At 56.7% G+C, this 14,186-nt stretch carries 14 protein-coding genes; 7 read left to right on the top strand and 7 right to left on the bottom strand.

Features of this window, described 5'->3' with window-relative positions; genetic code table 11:
* The first annotated feature begins 187 nt into the window (after positions 1-187).
* The 3 genes from AC2FNN_RS12770 to AC2FNN_RS12760 all read left to right on the top strand — a co-directional run bounded on the left by AC2FNN_RS12770 (position 188) and on the right by AC2FNN_RS12760 (position 3,356).
* Positions 188-1,189 carry a DctP family TRAP transporter solute-binding subunit gene (locus AC2FNN_RS12770; RefSeq protein WP_496758948.1) on the top strand — a complete coding sequence of 334 codons (1,002 nt, stop codon included), beginning with the start codon at positions 188-190 and terminating at the stop codon, positions 1,187-1,189.
* Between the two features lie 113 nt (positions 1,190-1,302).
* Entirely contained in the window at positions 1,303-1,980 is a 678-nt protein-coding gene (locus AC2FNN_RS12765; protein ID WP_496758947.1) for a TRAP transporter small permease, read from the top strand.
* A complete protein-coding gene (locus tag AC2FNN_RS12760; protein WP_496758946.1) occupies positions 1,980-3,356 on the top strand; it encodes a TRAP transporter large permease in 1,377 nt (458 codons plus the stop codon). The genes AC2FNN_RS12765 and AC2FNN_RS12760 overlap by 1 nt, the downstream gene beginning before the upstream one ends.
* Before the next feature lie 42 nt (positions 3,357-3,398).
* Here AC2FNN_RS12760 and AC2FNN_RS12755 read toward each other — a convergent pair whose 3' ends face one another.
* The 3 genes from AC2FNN_RS12755 to AC2FNN_RS12745 form a co-directional block, all read right to left on the bottom strand.
* Positions 3,399-4,205 carry a hypothetical protein gene (locus AC2FNN_RS12755; RefSeq protein ID WP_496758945.1) on the bottom strand — a complete coding sequence of 269 codons (807 nt, stop codon included), beginning with the start codon at positions 4,203-4,205 and terminating at the stop codon, positions 3,399-3,401.
* 64 nt (positions 4,206-4,269) lie between these two features.
* On the bottom strand, positions 4,270-5,019 hold the full coding sequence (gene tpiA, locus AC2FNN_RS12750; protein WP_496758944.1) for a triose-phosphate isomerase: 750 nt from the start codon (positions 5,017-5,019) through the stop codon (positions 4,270-4,272).
* A 148-nt stretch (positions 5,020-5,167) separates the two neighbouring features.
* Complete coding sequence (locus AC2FNN_RS12745) at positions 5,168-5,533, bottom strand: HesB/IscA family protein (protein ID WP_171116144.1); 366 nt, start codon at positions 5,531-5,533, stop codon at positions 5,168-5,170.
* A gap of 185 nt (positions 5,534-5,718) precedes the next feature.
* Here AC2FNN_RS12745 and AC2FNN_RS12740 point away from each other — a divergent pair, with 185 nt between their 5' ends.
* A complete protein-coding gene (locus tag AC2FNN_RS12740) occupies positions 5,719-6,093 on the top strand; it encodes a hypothetical protein (RefSeq protein WP_496758943.1) in 375 nt (124 codons plus the stop codon).
* A 243-nt stretch (positions 6,094-6,336) separates the two neighbouring features.
* Here the strand turns inward: AC2FNN_RS12740 and AC2FNN_RS12735 are convergent, their stop codons facing one another.
* From AC2FNN_RS12735 to AC2FNN_RS12725, 3 genes are all read right to left on the bottom strand, one after another.
* Positions 6,337-6,699: an SUF system Fe-S cluster assembly protein gene (locus AC2FNN_RS12735; protein ID WP_496758942.1), complete on the bottom strand. Its 363-nt coding sequence runs from the start codon at positions 6,697-6,699 to the stop codon at positions 6,337-6,339.
* A 94-nt stretch (positions 6,700-6,793) separates the two neighbouring features.
* On the bottom strand, positions 6,794-7,072 hold the full coding sequence (locus AC2FNN_RS12730; RefSeq protein ID WP_496758941.1) for an NfeD family protein: 279 nt from the start codon (positions 7,070-7,072) through the stop codon (positions 6,794-6,796).
* Complete coding sequence (locus tag AC2FNN_RS12725) at positions 7,072-7,962, bottom strand: SPFH domain-containing protein (protein ID WP_496758940.1); 891 nt, start codon at positions 7,960-7,962, stop codon at positions 7,072-7,074. The genes AC2FNN_RS12730 and AC2FNN_RS12725 overlap by 1 nt, the downstream gene beginning before the upstream one ends.
* A gap of 174 nt (positions 7,963-8,136) precedes the next feature.
* Here AC2FNN_RS12725 and AC2FNN_RS12720 point away from each other — a divergent pair, with 174 nt between their 5' ends.
* The 3 genes from AC2FNN_RS12720 (at position 8,137) to lon (ending at position 13,377) form a co-directional block, all read left to right on the top strand.
* Positions 8,137-9,048 (top strand): nucleoside hydrolase, encoded by a 912-nt coding sequence (locus tag AC2FNN_RS12720; protein WP_496758939.1) that lies wholly within the window; start codon positions 8,137-8,139, stop codon positions 9,046-9,048.
* Positions 9,049-9,111: 63 nt separating this feature from the next.
* Complete coding sequence (gene tgt, locus AC2FNN_RS12715; RefSeq protein ID WP_496758938.1) at positions 9,112-10,242, top strand: tRNA guanosine(34) transglycosylase Tgt; 1,131 nt, start codon at positions 9,112-9,114, stop codon at positions 10,240-10,242.
* A 726-nt stretch (positions 10,243-10,968) separates the two neighbouring features.
* Positions 10,969-13,377 carry an endopeptidase La gene (lon, locus tag AC2FNN_RS12710; protein ID WP_496758937.1) on the top strand — a complete coding sequence of 803 codons (2,409 nt, stop codon included), beginning with the start codon at positions 10,969-10,971 and terminating at the stop codon, positions 13,375-13,377.
* Positions 13,378-13,422: 45 nt separating this feature from the next.
* On the opposite strand, the gene AC2FNN_RS12705 is transcribed toward lon, so the two are convergent.
* On the bottom strand, positions 13,423-14,186 hold a 764-nt coding region (locus AC2FNN_RS12705), incomplete at its 5' end, for an APC family permease (RefSeq protein WP_496758936.1).

Raw genomic sequence — 14,186 nt, 5'->3', positions numbered from 1 at the left:
TTTTGAGTGCGTCGGCGGTGCATTGCAAAGCGCTCCATAAGCCTTGGAAAAAAAATCATTAAATAGAAAATTGAGAGGCAAAAAACAAAACGTTGAGCGGATCGTGCCGATTCGTTTCACTTCGCTGCATCTGATACCGAATTGGTGTCGTAGGACAGTTTCAAGGAAGTCTGGGAGGAAAAGACAGATGAAATTCCTGACAACGGCCGCAACCGCTCTGGCGCTGACAGTCACTGCAACCGCAGGCATGGCAGCCTGTGACGATGGTGAAATCGTCGTCAAGTTCGCGCATGTGACCAACACTGACAAACACCCCAAGGGCATCGCCGCATCGCTGCTGGAACAGCGCGTCAATGATGAGATGAACGGCGTGATGTGCGTGGAGGTCTATCCGAACTCGACCCTGTACAACGACGACAAGGTGCTGGAAGCGATGTTGCAGGGCGACGTACAGCTGGCCGCACCTTCACTGTCGAAATTCGAGAAGTTCACCAAGCAGTTCCGCCTGTTTGACCTGCCGTTCATGTTCAAGAACATCGACGCTGTGGATGCATTCCAGGCTTCGGCTGAAGGTCAGGCGATGAAGGACAGCATGCAGCGCCGTGGCCTTCAGGGGCTGGCGTTCTGGCACAACGGCATGAAGCAGATGTCGGCCAACAAGCCGCTGGTCGATCCGTCGGATGCAAACGGTCTGAAATTCCGCGTGCAGTCTTCGGACGTTCTGGTGGCACAAATGGAGGCCATTGGTGGCAGCCCGCAGAAAATGGCGTTCTCGGAAGTTTACGGCGCGCTGCAACAGGGGGTTGTGGATGGTCAGGAAAACACCTGGTCGAACATCTATGGCAAGAAGTTCTTCGAGGTGCAGGACGGCATCACCGAGACCAACCACGGTATCATCGACTATCTGGTGGTCACCTCTGTGGACTGGCTGGACAGCCTGGAACCGGACGTGCGTGACCAGTTCCTGACCATTCTGGCTGAAGTCACGGAAACACGGAACAAGGAAGCCTTTGCCGTGAACGAAGCAGCCAAAGCCTCGATCGTTGAAGCAGGCGGTGTCATCCGCGAGTTGACCCCGGAACAGCGTCAGGCCTGGGTTGATGCGATGAAACCCGTTTGGGACCAGTTCGCAGGCGACGTGGGTCAGGACAAGATCGACGCGGCCCAGGCCATCAACGCCGGGTTCTGAACCTGGTCAAAGGCTGCGCGTCCGGGGACTGGGGAGTATTCGACGCGCTGGCCGGGCGGGCTGAACAAGCCCGCCCAACACTCTCTCATCACAAAAAATGCGGGGACAGAAAGATGTCTGGTGCGAATCCCGGCCAAGGCGGGCTGGTCGACCATATCGAAGAAACCCTGATCGCGTGTCTGTTGGGCCTGATGACGGTCGTGACATTTGCCAACGTGATCGCGCGGTTTGTTTTCAATTCGAATATCCTGTGGGCGCTTGAACTGACGGTGTTCACTTTTGGCTGGCTGGTGCTGCTTGGCGCTTCCTACGCGGTCAAGAAACATTCTCATCTGGGTGTTGACGCGATTCTGAACATGCTGGCCCCAGCGCCGCGTCGCATTCTGGCGCTGATTGCTGTGGGGTGCTGTTTGGTGTTTTCGTTGCTGCTGCTGAAAGGCGCCTATGATTATTGGGCCGTCTTTGCAGATCTGCCGCCAACATCGGGTCGCTGGTTTCCAACCGGGTTCGATTTCAGTGCGCGCAGCCAGAGTTTCTATGAAGTGGACGATATCCCCATGATCGCGCCGCTGCGGTTTCTGGAAGACCTGATCAACTATGGCGAAGGGTACGAGAAGCTTCCCAAGGTCGTACCCTATCTGGTGCTGCCGGTATCGATGCTGCTGCTGGTGATCCGGTTCGCCCAGGTTGCCGTTCAGATCTGGCGTGGCGAAACGGATCGCCTTGTCGCCAGCCACGAAGTCGAGGACGAGATCGAAGAAGTCCGCGCTCAGCAAGGAGAGCATAACTAATGGACGTCGTACTTCTTTTCTCGATGGTCGTCGGCCTGCTGCTGATCGGTGTGCCGATTGCGGTTGCGCTTGGCCTCAGCTCGACCCTGTTTCTGCTGATCTACTCCGACAGTTCACTCGCTTCTGTCGCGGGCACTCTGTTCGAGGCTTTTGAAGGGCATTTTACACTGCTGGCGATCCCGTTCTTCATTCTGGCGTCGTCCTTCATGACAACAGGCGGTGTGGCGCGCCGGATCATCCGGTTCTCGATCGCCTGTGTCGGGCATTTGCCCGGCGGTCTGGCGATTGCGGGCGTGTTTGCCTGTATGCTGTTCGCAGCCCTGTCCGGGTCGTCCCCGGCGACCGTGGTCGCCATCGGCTCGATCGTCATCGCAGGGATGCGTCAGGTGGGCTATTCCAAGGAATTTGCCGCCGGTGTGATCTGCAATGCAGGGACACTGGGTATTCTGATCCCTCCGTCCATCGTCATGGTCGTATATGCCGCCGCTGTTGAAGTCTCGGTTGGGCGCATGTTCCTTGCGGGGGTCATTCCCGGTCTGATGGCCGGTTTGATGCTGATGATCACCATCTATGTCATGGCCAAGGTCAAGAACCTGCCCAAGGGGGAATGGAAAGGCTGGGGAGAGGTCTTTACCTCGGCCCGTGAGGCCGGTTGGGGTCTTTTCCTGATCGTCATCATTCTGGGTGGCATCTATGGTGGTATCTTCACTCCGACCGAAGCCGCCGCAGTTGCCGCGGTCTATGCGTTCTTCATTGCCAGCTTTGTGTACAAGGACATGGGCCCGCTGAGCACGGAAGAAGGCGCACAGAACCTGCCGCTGCTGAAAAAGCCCCATGCGCTGATCACGGCGTTCTTTCATCCAGACACCAAGCATACGCTGTTCGAGGCGGGCAAGCTGACGGTCACGCTGCTGTTCGTGATCGCCAACGCGCTGATCCTCAAGCATGTTCTGACCGACGAACAGGTGCCGCAGCATATCGCGAGCGCCATGCTGTCGGCAGGTCTGGGGCCGGTGACATTCCTTATCGTGGTCAACGTCATCCTGTTGATCGGCGGTCAGTTCATGGAACCGTCTGGCCTACTGGTGATCGTCGCACCGCTGGTGTTCCCGATTGCCATCGAGTTGGGCATCGACCCGATCCATCTGGGTATCATCATGGTGGTCAACATGGAGATCGGGATGATCACGCCTCCGGTCGGTCTGAACCTGTTCGTAACTTCGGGTGTTGCGGGTATGCCAATGATGAGCGTTGTGAAGGCGGCGCTGCCGTTCCTGGCGGTTCTGTTCGTCTTCCTGGTCATGGTGACGTATATTCCGTGGATTTCGACCTTCCTGCCCAACACGTTCATGGGCCCCGAGATCATAACGAACTAGCAGGAAAAACCCGTTCCGAACCGGCGTGCCGGTTCGGAACCCTCAGGTCGGGTGGCCGTATTTCACCAGATAGTCCGTGACCCACCGGATACCTCCGTACGCCCGACGTCGGCGCGCGCCCCAGGATCCGATGTCGTCATTGACAAGTTCGTGCGGATTGGGCCGTCCGTTGAAGATCACGATCTTGGGACGCCGCGGCAGTTTCCGGTAGGGTTTGAAGATCAGGCCGAACGGCCAGTACGGCACCAGATGAATCAGACCGGTGCACCAGTTCTTGGGGAAACACCGGCGTTTGTGGGCCTGGGCCGAGATATAGTCCTGGTCGTTCTCGTATTTCGGCAAATGGATGTCACCGTCAAAGTCGTCGAACAGGTGGAACTGCTGTGACGGGAAAAAGGCCACCACGGATGAATTGCCACGGGTGACCTTGTTCATCAGCCACGGCACAAGATCCCAGACGCCAGCCGGAATCATCCGCCAGACGAAGCCCCGGAATTTGGGCATCAGATACAGCCCGCCCTTGTCCAGCGTAATCTGGAACAGCGGATCGAGATCACCGGTGATCAGCAGGTCGAGATCCAGGAACAGAGCCGCATCGTATTGTCCGACGATCCGGCGGTCGAACATCTGAAGCTTGGGCCATTTTCCATGCGCCCACAGCGGGCGGTCCAGCTGGGGAAAGACAAAGGGCTGCTGTTTGATGCCGGGCTCAAGCCCCGTGAAATCATCGGAAATACAGATGAAATCATGTTCGAGCGACAGGTTGTCCTGAACCGCCCTGTACAGCAGGTTCACGTATTCGGGGCCATAGGCATCGCCCCATTTCATGCAGATGACGCAGACTTTCATTGTTTCCGGTCCCGGATTTCAGGTGATCGCACGGCCAAGCCGCATTGAAGTGTCAGCAGACAGGTCAGGCCTGTTCGAGCGCCGAGATGATGCCCGAGAAATCACGGGCCTTCAGACTGGCCCCGCCGACCAGCGCACCGTCCACGTTCGACACGCCGAAGATCTCGGCCGCATTGCCGGGTTTCACCGAACCGCCATAAAGCAGGCGGACGGAACGGCCCACGCCTTCGCCAAAGCGGCGCTCCAGCCGAGCGCGCATGAAGTCGTGAACTTCCCCGATTTCTTCCAGGGTGGGAACTTTGCCGGTGCCAATTGCCCAGATCGGTTCATACGCGACGATCAGATTCTCGCCGGTCGATTGATCCGGGATCGACCCGGACATCTGGCCGCCGATGATGTCGAGCGTATTGGCCGCTTCGCGCTGCTCCAGGCTTTCGCCGACGCAAATGATCGCCTTCAGACCTGCATCCATCGCTGCGCGCGCCTTGGCCCGCACATCTTCGTCTTGTTCACCGTGGTCCACGCGGCGCTCGGAATGGCCCAGGATGACCGATGTTGCACCGGCATCCACCAGCATATCCGCACTGATATCACCGGTATGGGCGCCTGATTTCGCGGCATGGCAATCCTGACCACCGACAGAGATGGCGGTGCCCTGAACGGCAATTGATGCGCGGCTGAGCAATGTTGCCGGCGGGCAAATCAGGATATCCACCGAGGCTGCCGGGTGGATCTGAGACAGCGCCTTCAACTCGGTCAGCTCAGCGCCGGTCCCATTCATTTTCCAGTTTCCAGCCGCCAGCTTCTGCCGCATTTCGGTATCTCCCTGATCATCCGATGATTTTACCATGCGGATAGCATTGTCAGGATCATCTTACAATTCTGCTCGCAGGTTGATCCTGGACGGAAAAGCCGGAGATCGGTCCGCGTGCGACGTTCAAATGAAAAGGGATGAGGAGGGCTTAGCCCTGTTGGGCGATGTTTTCGTCGAACTTGATCGATTCTCCGCAACCGCAGGCATCGACGACGTTGGGGTTCTTGAACTTGAAGCCGGATTCCAACAACGACACTTCGTAATCGATTTCGGTTCCGAACAGGAACATCTGGGCCATGGGCGCAATCATGATACGTGCGCCATCCTGTTCGACGACTTCGTCATGAGGATCCGCCTGATCAACATACTCCATGGTATATTCCATGCCTGCACAGCCGCCTTTTTTGACGCCGATGCGCAAACCAGCGTGACCGCCCGAATTCATCAGGCGGGTAATCTGTTCTGCGGCTTTGGGCGTGATGGTCACAGCCTGTTTGCCGGGGATGCCGAACATGTAAATCTCCGTTGTCGCGCGTTACACCCAATCTAGGGTCCATGGCTGTTTTGCTCAAGGCAATGTGGCGCAAAAGAATCCGAATTCGCGGGAAAGCAGTGGTGTGTCCGCGCAGCCGATCCGCAAACTTGCCTTGATGTGCGATGCAGGAGTAGCATTGGCCCAATGAATTGATGACCCTTCATTTGGACGCTCGTGTAAAAAGAAAGTGTATGAAAATGAGTGAATTACATGTCGATATTAAAGCTTCAACGCTCATAATGGCACTGGTTTCGGTGACCGCCTGTGTGGTGTCTGTCGAGGCTTGGGCGGCCACGGAATCCGAACGGCACCCGGTGAATTGTGCAACGGCAGAAGGGGATCTGCGCGCAATTGCATCGGAAAAGAAACATGCGGAAGACAAACAACTGGAAAGCATTGCTGCCATAACTCCCGCCGGGGCTCTGTTGGGGCTGGTCACGGGAACCGAGCAAAAAAGGCTGCATATGCTGTCAGGAGACTACATCAAGCAACTGGATGCCAGGGCGGCAGAGATCAAAGAAACCTGCAATCTGAATTGATCGCGGTTGTCGGAACAAAAAAGGACCGTTCTCGGGCAAGAAAAAAGGACCGTTCTCGGGCAAGAACGGCCCATGTTCTTGAGCTGGGAAGCGGGGGGCGGTCATGGCATGCCCAGCCGATGGCACAGCATACGCGAATGCCATCCTAAGATGTTATCTGTCAGGAGTGTGACGGGGGCTGCACGATAGGGTAACGAAAACACCAAAGTTTCATGACAGTTGGCTGGGGCAAGTGCCTGATGGCTACATAAAGCCCAATTCCAGGCGCGCCTCATCTGACATCATTTCCATGCCCCAGGGCGGTTCCCAGGTCAGTTCGACATCAACTTCCTTGACGCCTGCAACGGGCTCAATGGCTTCGACAATCCAACCGGGCATGTCGCCCGCGACCGGACATCCGGGTGCGGTCAGGGTCATGATGACCTTCACTGCGTTGTCCGGAGAAATGTCGATCGTATAGATCAGGCCCAGGTCATAGATGTTGACCGGAATTTCCGGATCATAAACCGTGCGGCACGCTTCGACGACAACCTCGTACAGCGGGTGTTCAATCGTCGACGGCGCAATCAGCGGGGTGCCTTCAAACTGTTCGCTCGGGTGGGTCATCTTTGCCTCGGGTCAGTTGCCTGAGTGATTATATAGGGAATACCTGCAACAGCGTCCAGTAGGGGAGTGACGCTCGGGTGAGCGTCACTGCGTCTTAGTCATTGATGTCATGCGTGAAGGTTTTGACCTGACCTTGCGGCAAGGCAAAAAGCCTGCGCAGAACAAGCCATGCGATCAACGAAAGAACTGCGAAGATCAGCGCGAGCACATGCAATGACACTGTCAGGCCGGGGATGACGAGGATGAGACCGGTGATCGCTGCCCCGATTGCAAAGCCCAGAAAGATGAACCCGGGCAGAACGATTTCCAGTATCCCCAGAGCCAGCGCGGCGGCCAGCCAGATCCACCAGGTCAGCCAAAATGGATCAGCCATCATCTACCTCCTTTGAGCATTTTGAACGCGTCACCAAAGGCTTCGAGAGCATTGGCAGGCACAACTATGGTCTGCTTGCCGGAACCGTTGCCCAGTGCATTAAGGGCTTCAACCTGTTTCAACGCAACCTGATACTGCGCAGCCTCGATGCCATTGTCCTGAATGGCCTTGGCGACGACGCCTGTCGCGTAGGCCTCGGCCTCGGCCTGAATGCGTCGCGCCTTGGCGGTTTGTTCCGCTGCGTACAGCTCGGCATCGGCGTGCAATTCGACGGCGCGTTTTTTGCCTTCGGCTTCGGTCACCTGCGCACGGCGGGCGCGTTCTGCGTTCAGCTGTTGCAGCATGGCATCGCGGGTGGCCTGATCCAGATTCACATCCAGTATCTCGGCCCGGGTCACTTCGATTCCCCAATCATCCACCGCTGTTTCGACGCTTTCCTGAATGCGTGTGATCAACTGTGCACGGTTCGACTGCACTTCGTCCAGATCCATCTTGCCGATCTCGGCACGAACGATACCGGCAACCGTGGTTGCAATCGCTCCATCAACGTCACGGATTCGATAGACCGTCTTTTCTGGTTCGAGAATACGGTAGAAGACAGAGGTGTCGATTTGCACCAGCACGTTGTCCTTGGTGATCGCGTCTTGGGTCGCGTTCGGCAACTGGCGCTCGAGGATCGAGATTTTGTGGCGTGCAACGTCCAGAAACGGAACAATGAAATTGATGCCGGGGCCAAGTACCGAATGCAGGCGTCCGAACCGTTCAACCACGTATTTTTCGGATTGCGGCACGATCTTGATGCCCTTGAAAATAACGATGACCACCAGCACGGCGGCCAGCAGGTAAATGATGTTTGACGAAAGCAGTCCGATGATCTGATCTTCGGTCATTCTGTCCTCTTTTTATTGTGTACTATGGTATACATATATGGTTGAGTCGCTCGATTTCAACTCTGGTATGGAGGGAAAGCTGGCGGATGCAAACGCCTCACTACGGGAATTCAGCATTGAACCGAACTGCTGTGTCTGCTTTGCATCCCGGCTTGTTTGCGGTATCGGGCGGGAATGAAACTGATAATCGATACAGACCCCGGCATCGACGATGCCATGGCGATCGCCTATGCCGCCGCTGCGCCTGAATTTGACCTGATCGGCCTGACCACGGTGTTCGGCAATACGCATGTTCATCAGTCCAGCCGCAATGCCCGGTTCCTGCTGGACAAGCTGGGCCTGGACCTTCCGGTGGCAGAAGGCGCGCCTTTCCCGTTGGGGGCTGACATGCACGTCCCATCGGACCATGTCCATGGTCCCGAAGGGTTTGGCGATCTGACCGAGATTCCCGAGGTTGGACGGAATCATGATCTTCCCGCCGCAGAGTTTCTGGCCGAGATGGCCCGGACGCACAAAAATGAACTGGTCGTGTGTGCGGTCGGACCGCTGACCAACATTGCCAACGCCATGCGACTGGACCCGGAATTTGCGGGTAATCTCGGCCGGTTGGTGATCATGGGCGGTGCCGTGTACTGCAAGGGCAACGTTACCGATCATGCAGAAGCCAACATCTATCACGATGCGGTTGCCGCGGATGAGGTCTTTTCCGCACCGCCCGAGACCGTACTGGTTGGTTTGGACGTTACCCTGAAAACACTTTACGAGACCGCGGATTTTGAAGCGCTGGCTCAAAAATCGCCCGGCATGGGGTCTTTTTTGCGTGATATTTCTAGGTTTTATCTGAAGTTCTATAAAGAAATCGGCGGATTGGAAGGGTGCGGCCTGCATGATTCAACCGCCGTGATCGCCTGTTCGCACGGGGCCATGTTCGATATGGTTGAAACCGGGCTGCGTGTTGTGACGGAAGGCGACCGGATCGGTGCGACGCAACCTGACGGGAATCGTCCGGTGGTTCGTGTGTGTCGTGATGTGGAAGGGGCGGGGGTCGTGCGTCTGTTTACTAACCGCGTTGCATCCTTGCCCTGACGGGTTGCAAAGACCGATGGGATCGGGCAAATCCTGCCCGGTTCGGCGATCCGAGGCGATGACATGACCCAGCAATTCTCTTTCAAGCTCAAGGCCACAGACGGCAAGGCGCGCACCGGTGTGATCAACACTCCGCGTGGCGAGGTGCGGACACCTGCCTTCATGCCAGTTGGTACCGCCGCGACAGTCAAGGCGATGATGCCGGAAAGCGTCCGGGCTACCGGGGCCGACATCCTGCTGGGCAACACCTATCACCTGATGCTGCGCCCCACGGCCGAACGGATTGATCGCCTGGGCGGGTTGCACAAGTTCATGAACTGGAACCGACCGATCCTGACGGACTCGGGGGGGTTTCAGGTCATGTCACTGGCCGGTTTGCGCAAGCTAACCGAAAAGGGTGTGACCTTCAAATCCCATATTGATGGATCGAAGCACGAGCTGACGCCAGAAAGATCAATGGAAATTCAGCGCCTCTTGGGTTCCGACATCGTGATGTGCTTTGACGAATGCCCTGCATTGCCTGCAAATCGCGACCGGATCGCCGAATCCATGCGTTTGTCGATGCGTTGGGCCGAGAGGTCCCGTGACGCCTTCGGGGATCGTCCGGGGCATGCTCTGTTCGGTATCATGCAGGGCGGTCTCGAGCGGGACCTGAGGGAAGATAGCGCCGAGGCGTTGAAGAAGATTGGTTTCGAAGGTTACGCCGTTGGCGGTCTGGCTGTGGGCGAGGGGCAGGCGGCCATGTTCGACTGTCTCGATTATGCGCCCGATTTCCTGCCCATGGACAAGCCGCGATACCTGATGGGCGTTGGCAAGCCGGATGACATAGTCGGAGCAGTGGCGCGCGGGATCGACATGATGGATTGCGTCTTGCCGTCCCGATCGGGCCGTACCGGTCAGGTGTTCACGCGCTATGGCGTCGTGAACATCAAGAATGCGCGCCACGCGGATGATCCACGCCCGCTGGATGAAAACTGTTCTTGCCCGGCCTGTTCGAACTATTCGCGTGCCTATCTGCACCATGTGTTTCGCGCCAACGAGATGATCTCGGGTATGTTGCTGACCTGGCACAACCTTCACTACTTTCAGGAAATCATGCAGGGCATGCGGGACGCGATCGCTGAAGGCTCATTCGAAGCGTGGCAGGCCGCGTTCCACGCGCAACGCGCGCAGGGCGATATCGAGCCCCTGTAACCTGTCCGGTCAATTGGCAATTGCGTGGATTTCCGGTATCCTGAAACAACTTTGTTCAAAGTTGTTTTTGTTTGTGACCCGGAGAATTGTTGTTGTTCCGCCTTTTCCTCGGCGCAGTCATTTTTGGCGCAACCCCTGCAATTGCAGATGTCTGGACCTTTGAAACCCCATCCAAAAACATTCAGTGTTCGGTGGGCGAAAGCGCCACGTCCTCGGACATTTGGTGTACGATCATAGAAAGATACGGCCCTCCGGCGTTGCCGCGCCCCGCGAACTGTCAATCTGACTGGGGGGCATGATTTTCAGATGTTCGACCCCGGTCCCGTGGAAATGTTGTGCCAGCCGCTGAATCGGAACCGGGACGGATTTTACCGTGCGGAATACGGTGTTACCGGTCGGTTCGGAGGGTTCACCTGCACCTCTTCCACGAAAGGTCTGGAATGCCGCAACCTGGATGGCCACGGTTTTTTTTTCTGTCCCGGGCGGTGCAGCAGGTATTCTGATAGTGAATTTGCGCATTGTATATGCATGTCGCACTAATTTCGGTGGATATGTTCCAGGGACATCTTGCAGTCCCGAAAACCTCGGTTCATGCTGCGACACGATACATGGCGGTAAGGTTGAAAAAGGGCGATGAGGCCCCACCTTTATCGTCCAAGACAGGAGATGGCCGGATGTTGCCTCGATGAGGGACAAGCGCCATCTTGCCAACGATAAGGATAGAGCATGCAAGAGCCTCTGAATTCCTCATACCCCGTCCTGCCGCTGCGCGATATCGTGGTGTTCCCGCATATGATCGTGCCGCTTTTCGTGGGCCGAGACAAATCGGTACGCGCGTTGGAAGAGGTGATGCAGGATGACAAACAAATTCTGCTGTCCAGCCAGATCGACCCCGGCGTAGACGACCCGGATGAGGACGGTATTTACCGGTCCGGTGTTCTGGCCAATGTGTTGCAGCTGCTGAAACTGCCCGACGGCACGGTCAAAGTGCTTGTCGAAGGGCAGGCGCGCGTGCAGATCACCGAGTTTCTTGAAAACGAAGTGTTTTTCGAAGCACGGGCGGAATATCTGACCGAAATCCCGGGTGACGTCACCACGACCGAAGCCCTGTTGCGCACCGTCGCGGACGAGTTCGAGCGCTATGCCAAGGTTCGCAAGAACATCCCTGAAGAAGCGCTGACGGCCGTGGGTGAAACCACCGAGCCGGCAAAGCTGGCTGACCTTGTGTCGGGCCATCTGGGCATCGAGGTTGAACAGAAGCAGGACCTTCTGGAAACGCTCAGCGTCAGCGAGCGGCTTGAAAAAGTCTATGGCCTGATGCAGGGCGAAATGTCGGTTTTGCAGGTCGAGAAAAAGATCAAGACCCGCGTCAAATCTCAGATGGAGAAGACACAGCGCGAGTATTATCTGAATGAGCAGATGAAGGCCATTCAGAAGGAACTTGGCGATGGTGAGGACGGCGCGAACGAGATCGCCGAACTGGAAGCCAAGATCGCCGAGACCAAGCTGTCGAAGGAAGCGCGCGAGAAGGCGGAAGGCGAGCTGAAGAAGCTCAAGAACATGTCGCCCATGTCGGCCGAAGCAACCGTGGTGCGCAATTATCTGGATTGGATTCTGTCTTTGCCGTGGGGCACCAAATCCCGCGTCAAAAAGGATCTGGGTCGTGCGCAGGACATTCTGGACGCCGATCACTATGGCCTTGAAAAGGTCAAGGAGCGGATCGTCGAATATCTGGCGGTGCAGCAGCGTTCGAAAAAGCTGAAAGGCCCGATCCTGTGCCTTGTCGGCCCTCCGGGCGTGGGCAAGACCAGCTTGGGTAAATCGGTTGCCAAAGCGACGGGGCGCGAGTTCATTCGCATTAGCTTGGGTGGTGTGCGCGACGAATCCGAGATCCGCGGCCACCGCCGGACCTATATCGGTTCGATGCCCGGCAAGATCATTCAGGCGCTGAAAAAGGCGAAAACCACGAACCCGCTCATCCTGCTGGATGAAATCGACAAGATGGGGCAGGACTTCCGCGGTGATCCGGCCTCGGCGATGTTGGAAGTGTTGGACCCGGAACAGAACAACACGTTCATGGACCACTACTTGGAGGTCGAATATGACCTGTCAAACGTGATGTTCCTGACCACGTCCAACAGCTACAACATGCCCGGGCCCTTGCTGGACCGGATGGAGATCATCCCACTGGCCGGCTATACCGAGGATGAAAAGCGCGAGATCGCCAAGCAGCACCTGATCGCCAAGCAGGTCAAAAACCATGGTCTGAAAGCCAAGGAATTTGAACTGACCGATGAGGCGCTGCAAAAGATCATCCGCACCTATACCCGCGAGGCCGGTGTGCGGAACCTTGAACGCGAAATCGCCAAGGTGGCGCGGAAGTCGCTGACCAAGATCATCAAGAAAGAGGCGGACACTGTGACGGTGACGCCGGATAATCTGGATGAGTTCCTGGGGGTGCCTAAGTTCCGCTATGGTCTGGCCGAGCAGGACGACCAGATTGGCGTTGTGACCGGTTTGGCCTGGACCTCGGTCGGGGGCGATCTGTTGCATATCGAGGCGTTGAAACTGCCCGGCAAAGGTCGGATGAAGACGACAGGCAAACTGGGCGATGTGATGAAAGAATCCATCGATGCGGCATCGTCCTATGTGCGGTCGATTTCCCCGAAGATCGGAGTGAAGCCGCCTCAGTTCGACAAGATAGACATCCATGTGCACGTGCCCGATGGTGCAACGCCCAAGGATGGTCCGTCAGCGGGTCTGGCGATGGTGACATCGATCGTATCGGTTCTGACGGGCATTCCCGTGCGCAAGGATATCGCCATGACGGGCGAGGTTTCGTTGCGCGGGAACGCAATGCCGATCGGCGGCTTGAAAGAGAAACTGCTGGCTGCGTTGCGCGGTGGTATCAAGACGGTCCTGATCCCAGAGGAAAACGAAAAGGACCTGGCGGATATCCCGGACAATGTGAAGGATGGTTTGAAGATCATCCCGGTCAAGCACGTCTCGGAGGTTCTTGAGCATTCTCTGGTTCGCACACCGGAACCGGTTGAATGGGACGAAGCCGCCGAGGAGGCCGCCGCAGCCGCCGCAGCCTCGTCAGAGGCGACCGGGCCATCGGCCACGGCACACTAAGCAGATTGAGCGAATGAAAAAGGCGGGGCGAATGCTCTGCCTTTTTTACAATCCAATGACGGGTTGCTTTGGATCAAGTATTTCTTCTTCGGCTATGTATTTCTTGAATTTTTCGGATGGCAGCGCCGAGCGAACGGCAAGAACGAAAATGATCGACGAAAACAGGATGCAAAGCAGAAGGTCCCACCCAAACGGGATCTGCTTCAACGATCCGGCTCCGAATTGCCCAAGGAATGAGATCAGCCCAAGGCCTGAGAAATAAGGCACAAGCCACAGGGCCTCGGTTACGTCCATTTCGTCCAAACGACCCCGGAACCGGATCAGCAACAGAATTTTCCCGACAATCAACGCGATGCCAAGCCGCCAGACCGTGTCCCATCCGCTCCAATAGACGATCAGCGTGGCGATGGCGAAAGCGGACAGCGCGACAAGACGCACGGCCGGTATTCGGATCGATCTGGGATGGTCTGGCAAAAGGTTTCGCAGGCAAACCACGGCTATGGGCCCGACGGCAAATGACAAGACAATGGCCGCACCGTTCAGGGCAATGACGGTGGTAAAGGGTACTGTCAGCAGGAAAACCGTTCCAATCAAAAAGTTCAGCGCCAGCGCCCACAACGGAACCCCGAATGACGACAAAATCTGCAACCGTTTGGGCAGAAAACCGTTTTGCGATAGGGCAAGGGCGATACGGGCGTTCGATCCGGTTGCGACCAGCCCGTTACCAAAGGGGCCTATCACGGATCCGACATTCAGCAGGCTCAGAAACCAGATCAGCCCGACAGACATGATAATGGCGTCCAGTGGTC

This window comes from Ruegeria sp. BHSA118, assembly GCF_059613405.1.
This window is presented reverse-complemented; position numbering and strand designations above follow the sequence as displayed.

Bases quoted from the DNA above. Each gene is read 5' to 3' on its own strand.
- AC2FNN_RS12765 (WP_496758947.1), top strand. From the start codon at position 1,303: ATGTCTGGTGCGAATCCCGGCCAAGGCGGGCTGGTCGACCATATCGAA.
- AC2FNN_RS12760 (WP_496758946.1), top strand. From the start codon at position 1,980: ATGGACGTCGTACTTCTTTTCTCGATGGTCGTCGGCCTGCTGCTGATC.
- AC2FNN_RS12720 (WP_496758939.1), top strand. From the start codon at position 8,137: ATGAAACTGATAATCGATACAGACCCCGGCATCGACGATGCCATGGCG.
- AC2FNN_RS12725 (WP_496758940.1), bottom strand. From the start codon at position 7,962: ATGACCGAAGATCAGATCATCGGACTGCTTTCGTCAAACATCATTTAC.
- tgt (WP_496758938.1), top strand. From the start codon at position 9,112: ATGACCCAGCAATTCTCTTTCAAGCTCAAGGCCACAGACGGCAAGGCG.
- AC2FNN_RS12730 (WP_496758941.1), bottom strand. From the start codon at position 7,072: ATGGCTGATCCATTTTGGCTGACCTGGTGGATCTGGCTGGCCGCCGCG.
- AC2FNN_RS12735 (WP_496758942.1), bottom strand. From the start codon at position 6,699: ATGACCCACCCGAGCGAACAGTTTGAAGGCACCCCGCTGATTGCGCCG.
- lon (WP_496758937.1), top strand. From the start codon at position 10,969: ATGCAAGAGCCTCTGAATTCCTCATACCCCGTCCTGCCGCTGCGCGAT.
- AC2FNN_RS12770 (WP_496758948.1), top strand. From the start codon at position 188: ATGAAATTCCTGACAACGGCCGCAACCGCTCTGGCGCTGACAGTCACT.
- AC2FNN_RS12745 (WP_171116144.1), bottom strand. From the start codon at position 5,533: ATGTTCGGCATCCCCGGCAAACAGGCTGTGACCATCACGCCCAAAGCC.
- tpiA (WP_496758944.1), bottom strand. From the start codon at position 5,019: ATGCGGCAGAAGCTGGCGGCTGGAAACTGGAAAATGAATGGGACCGGC.
- AC2FNN_RS12755 (WP_496758945.1), bottom strand. From the start codon at position 4,205: ATGAAAGTCTGCGTCATCTGCATGAAATGGGGCGATGCCTATGGCCCC.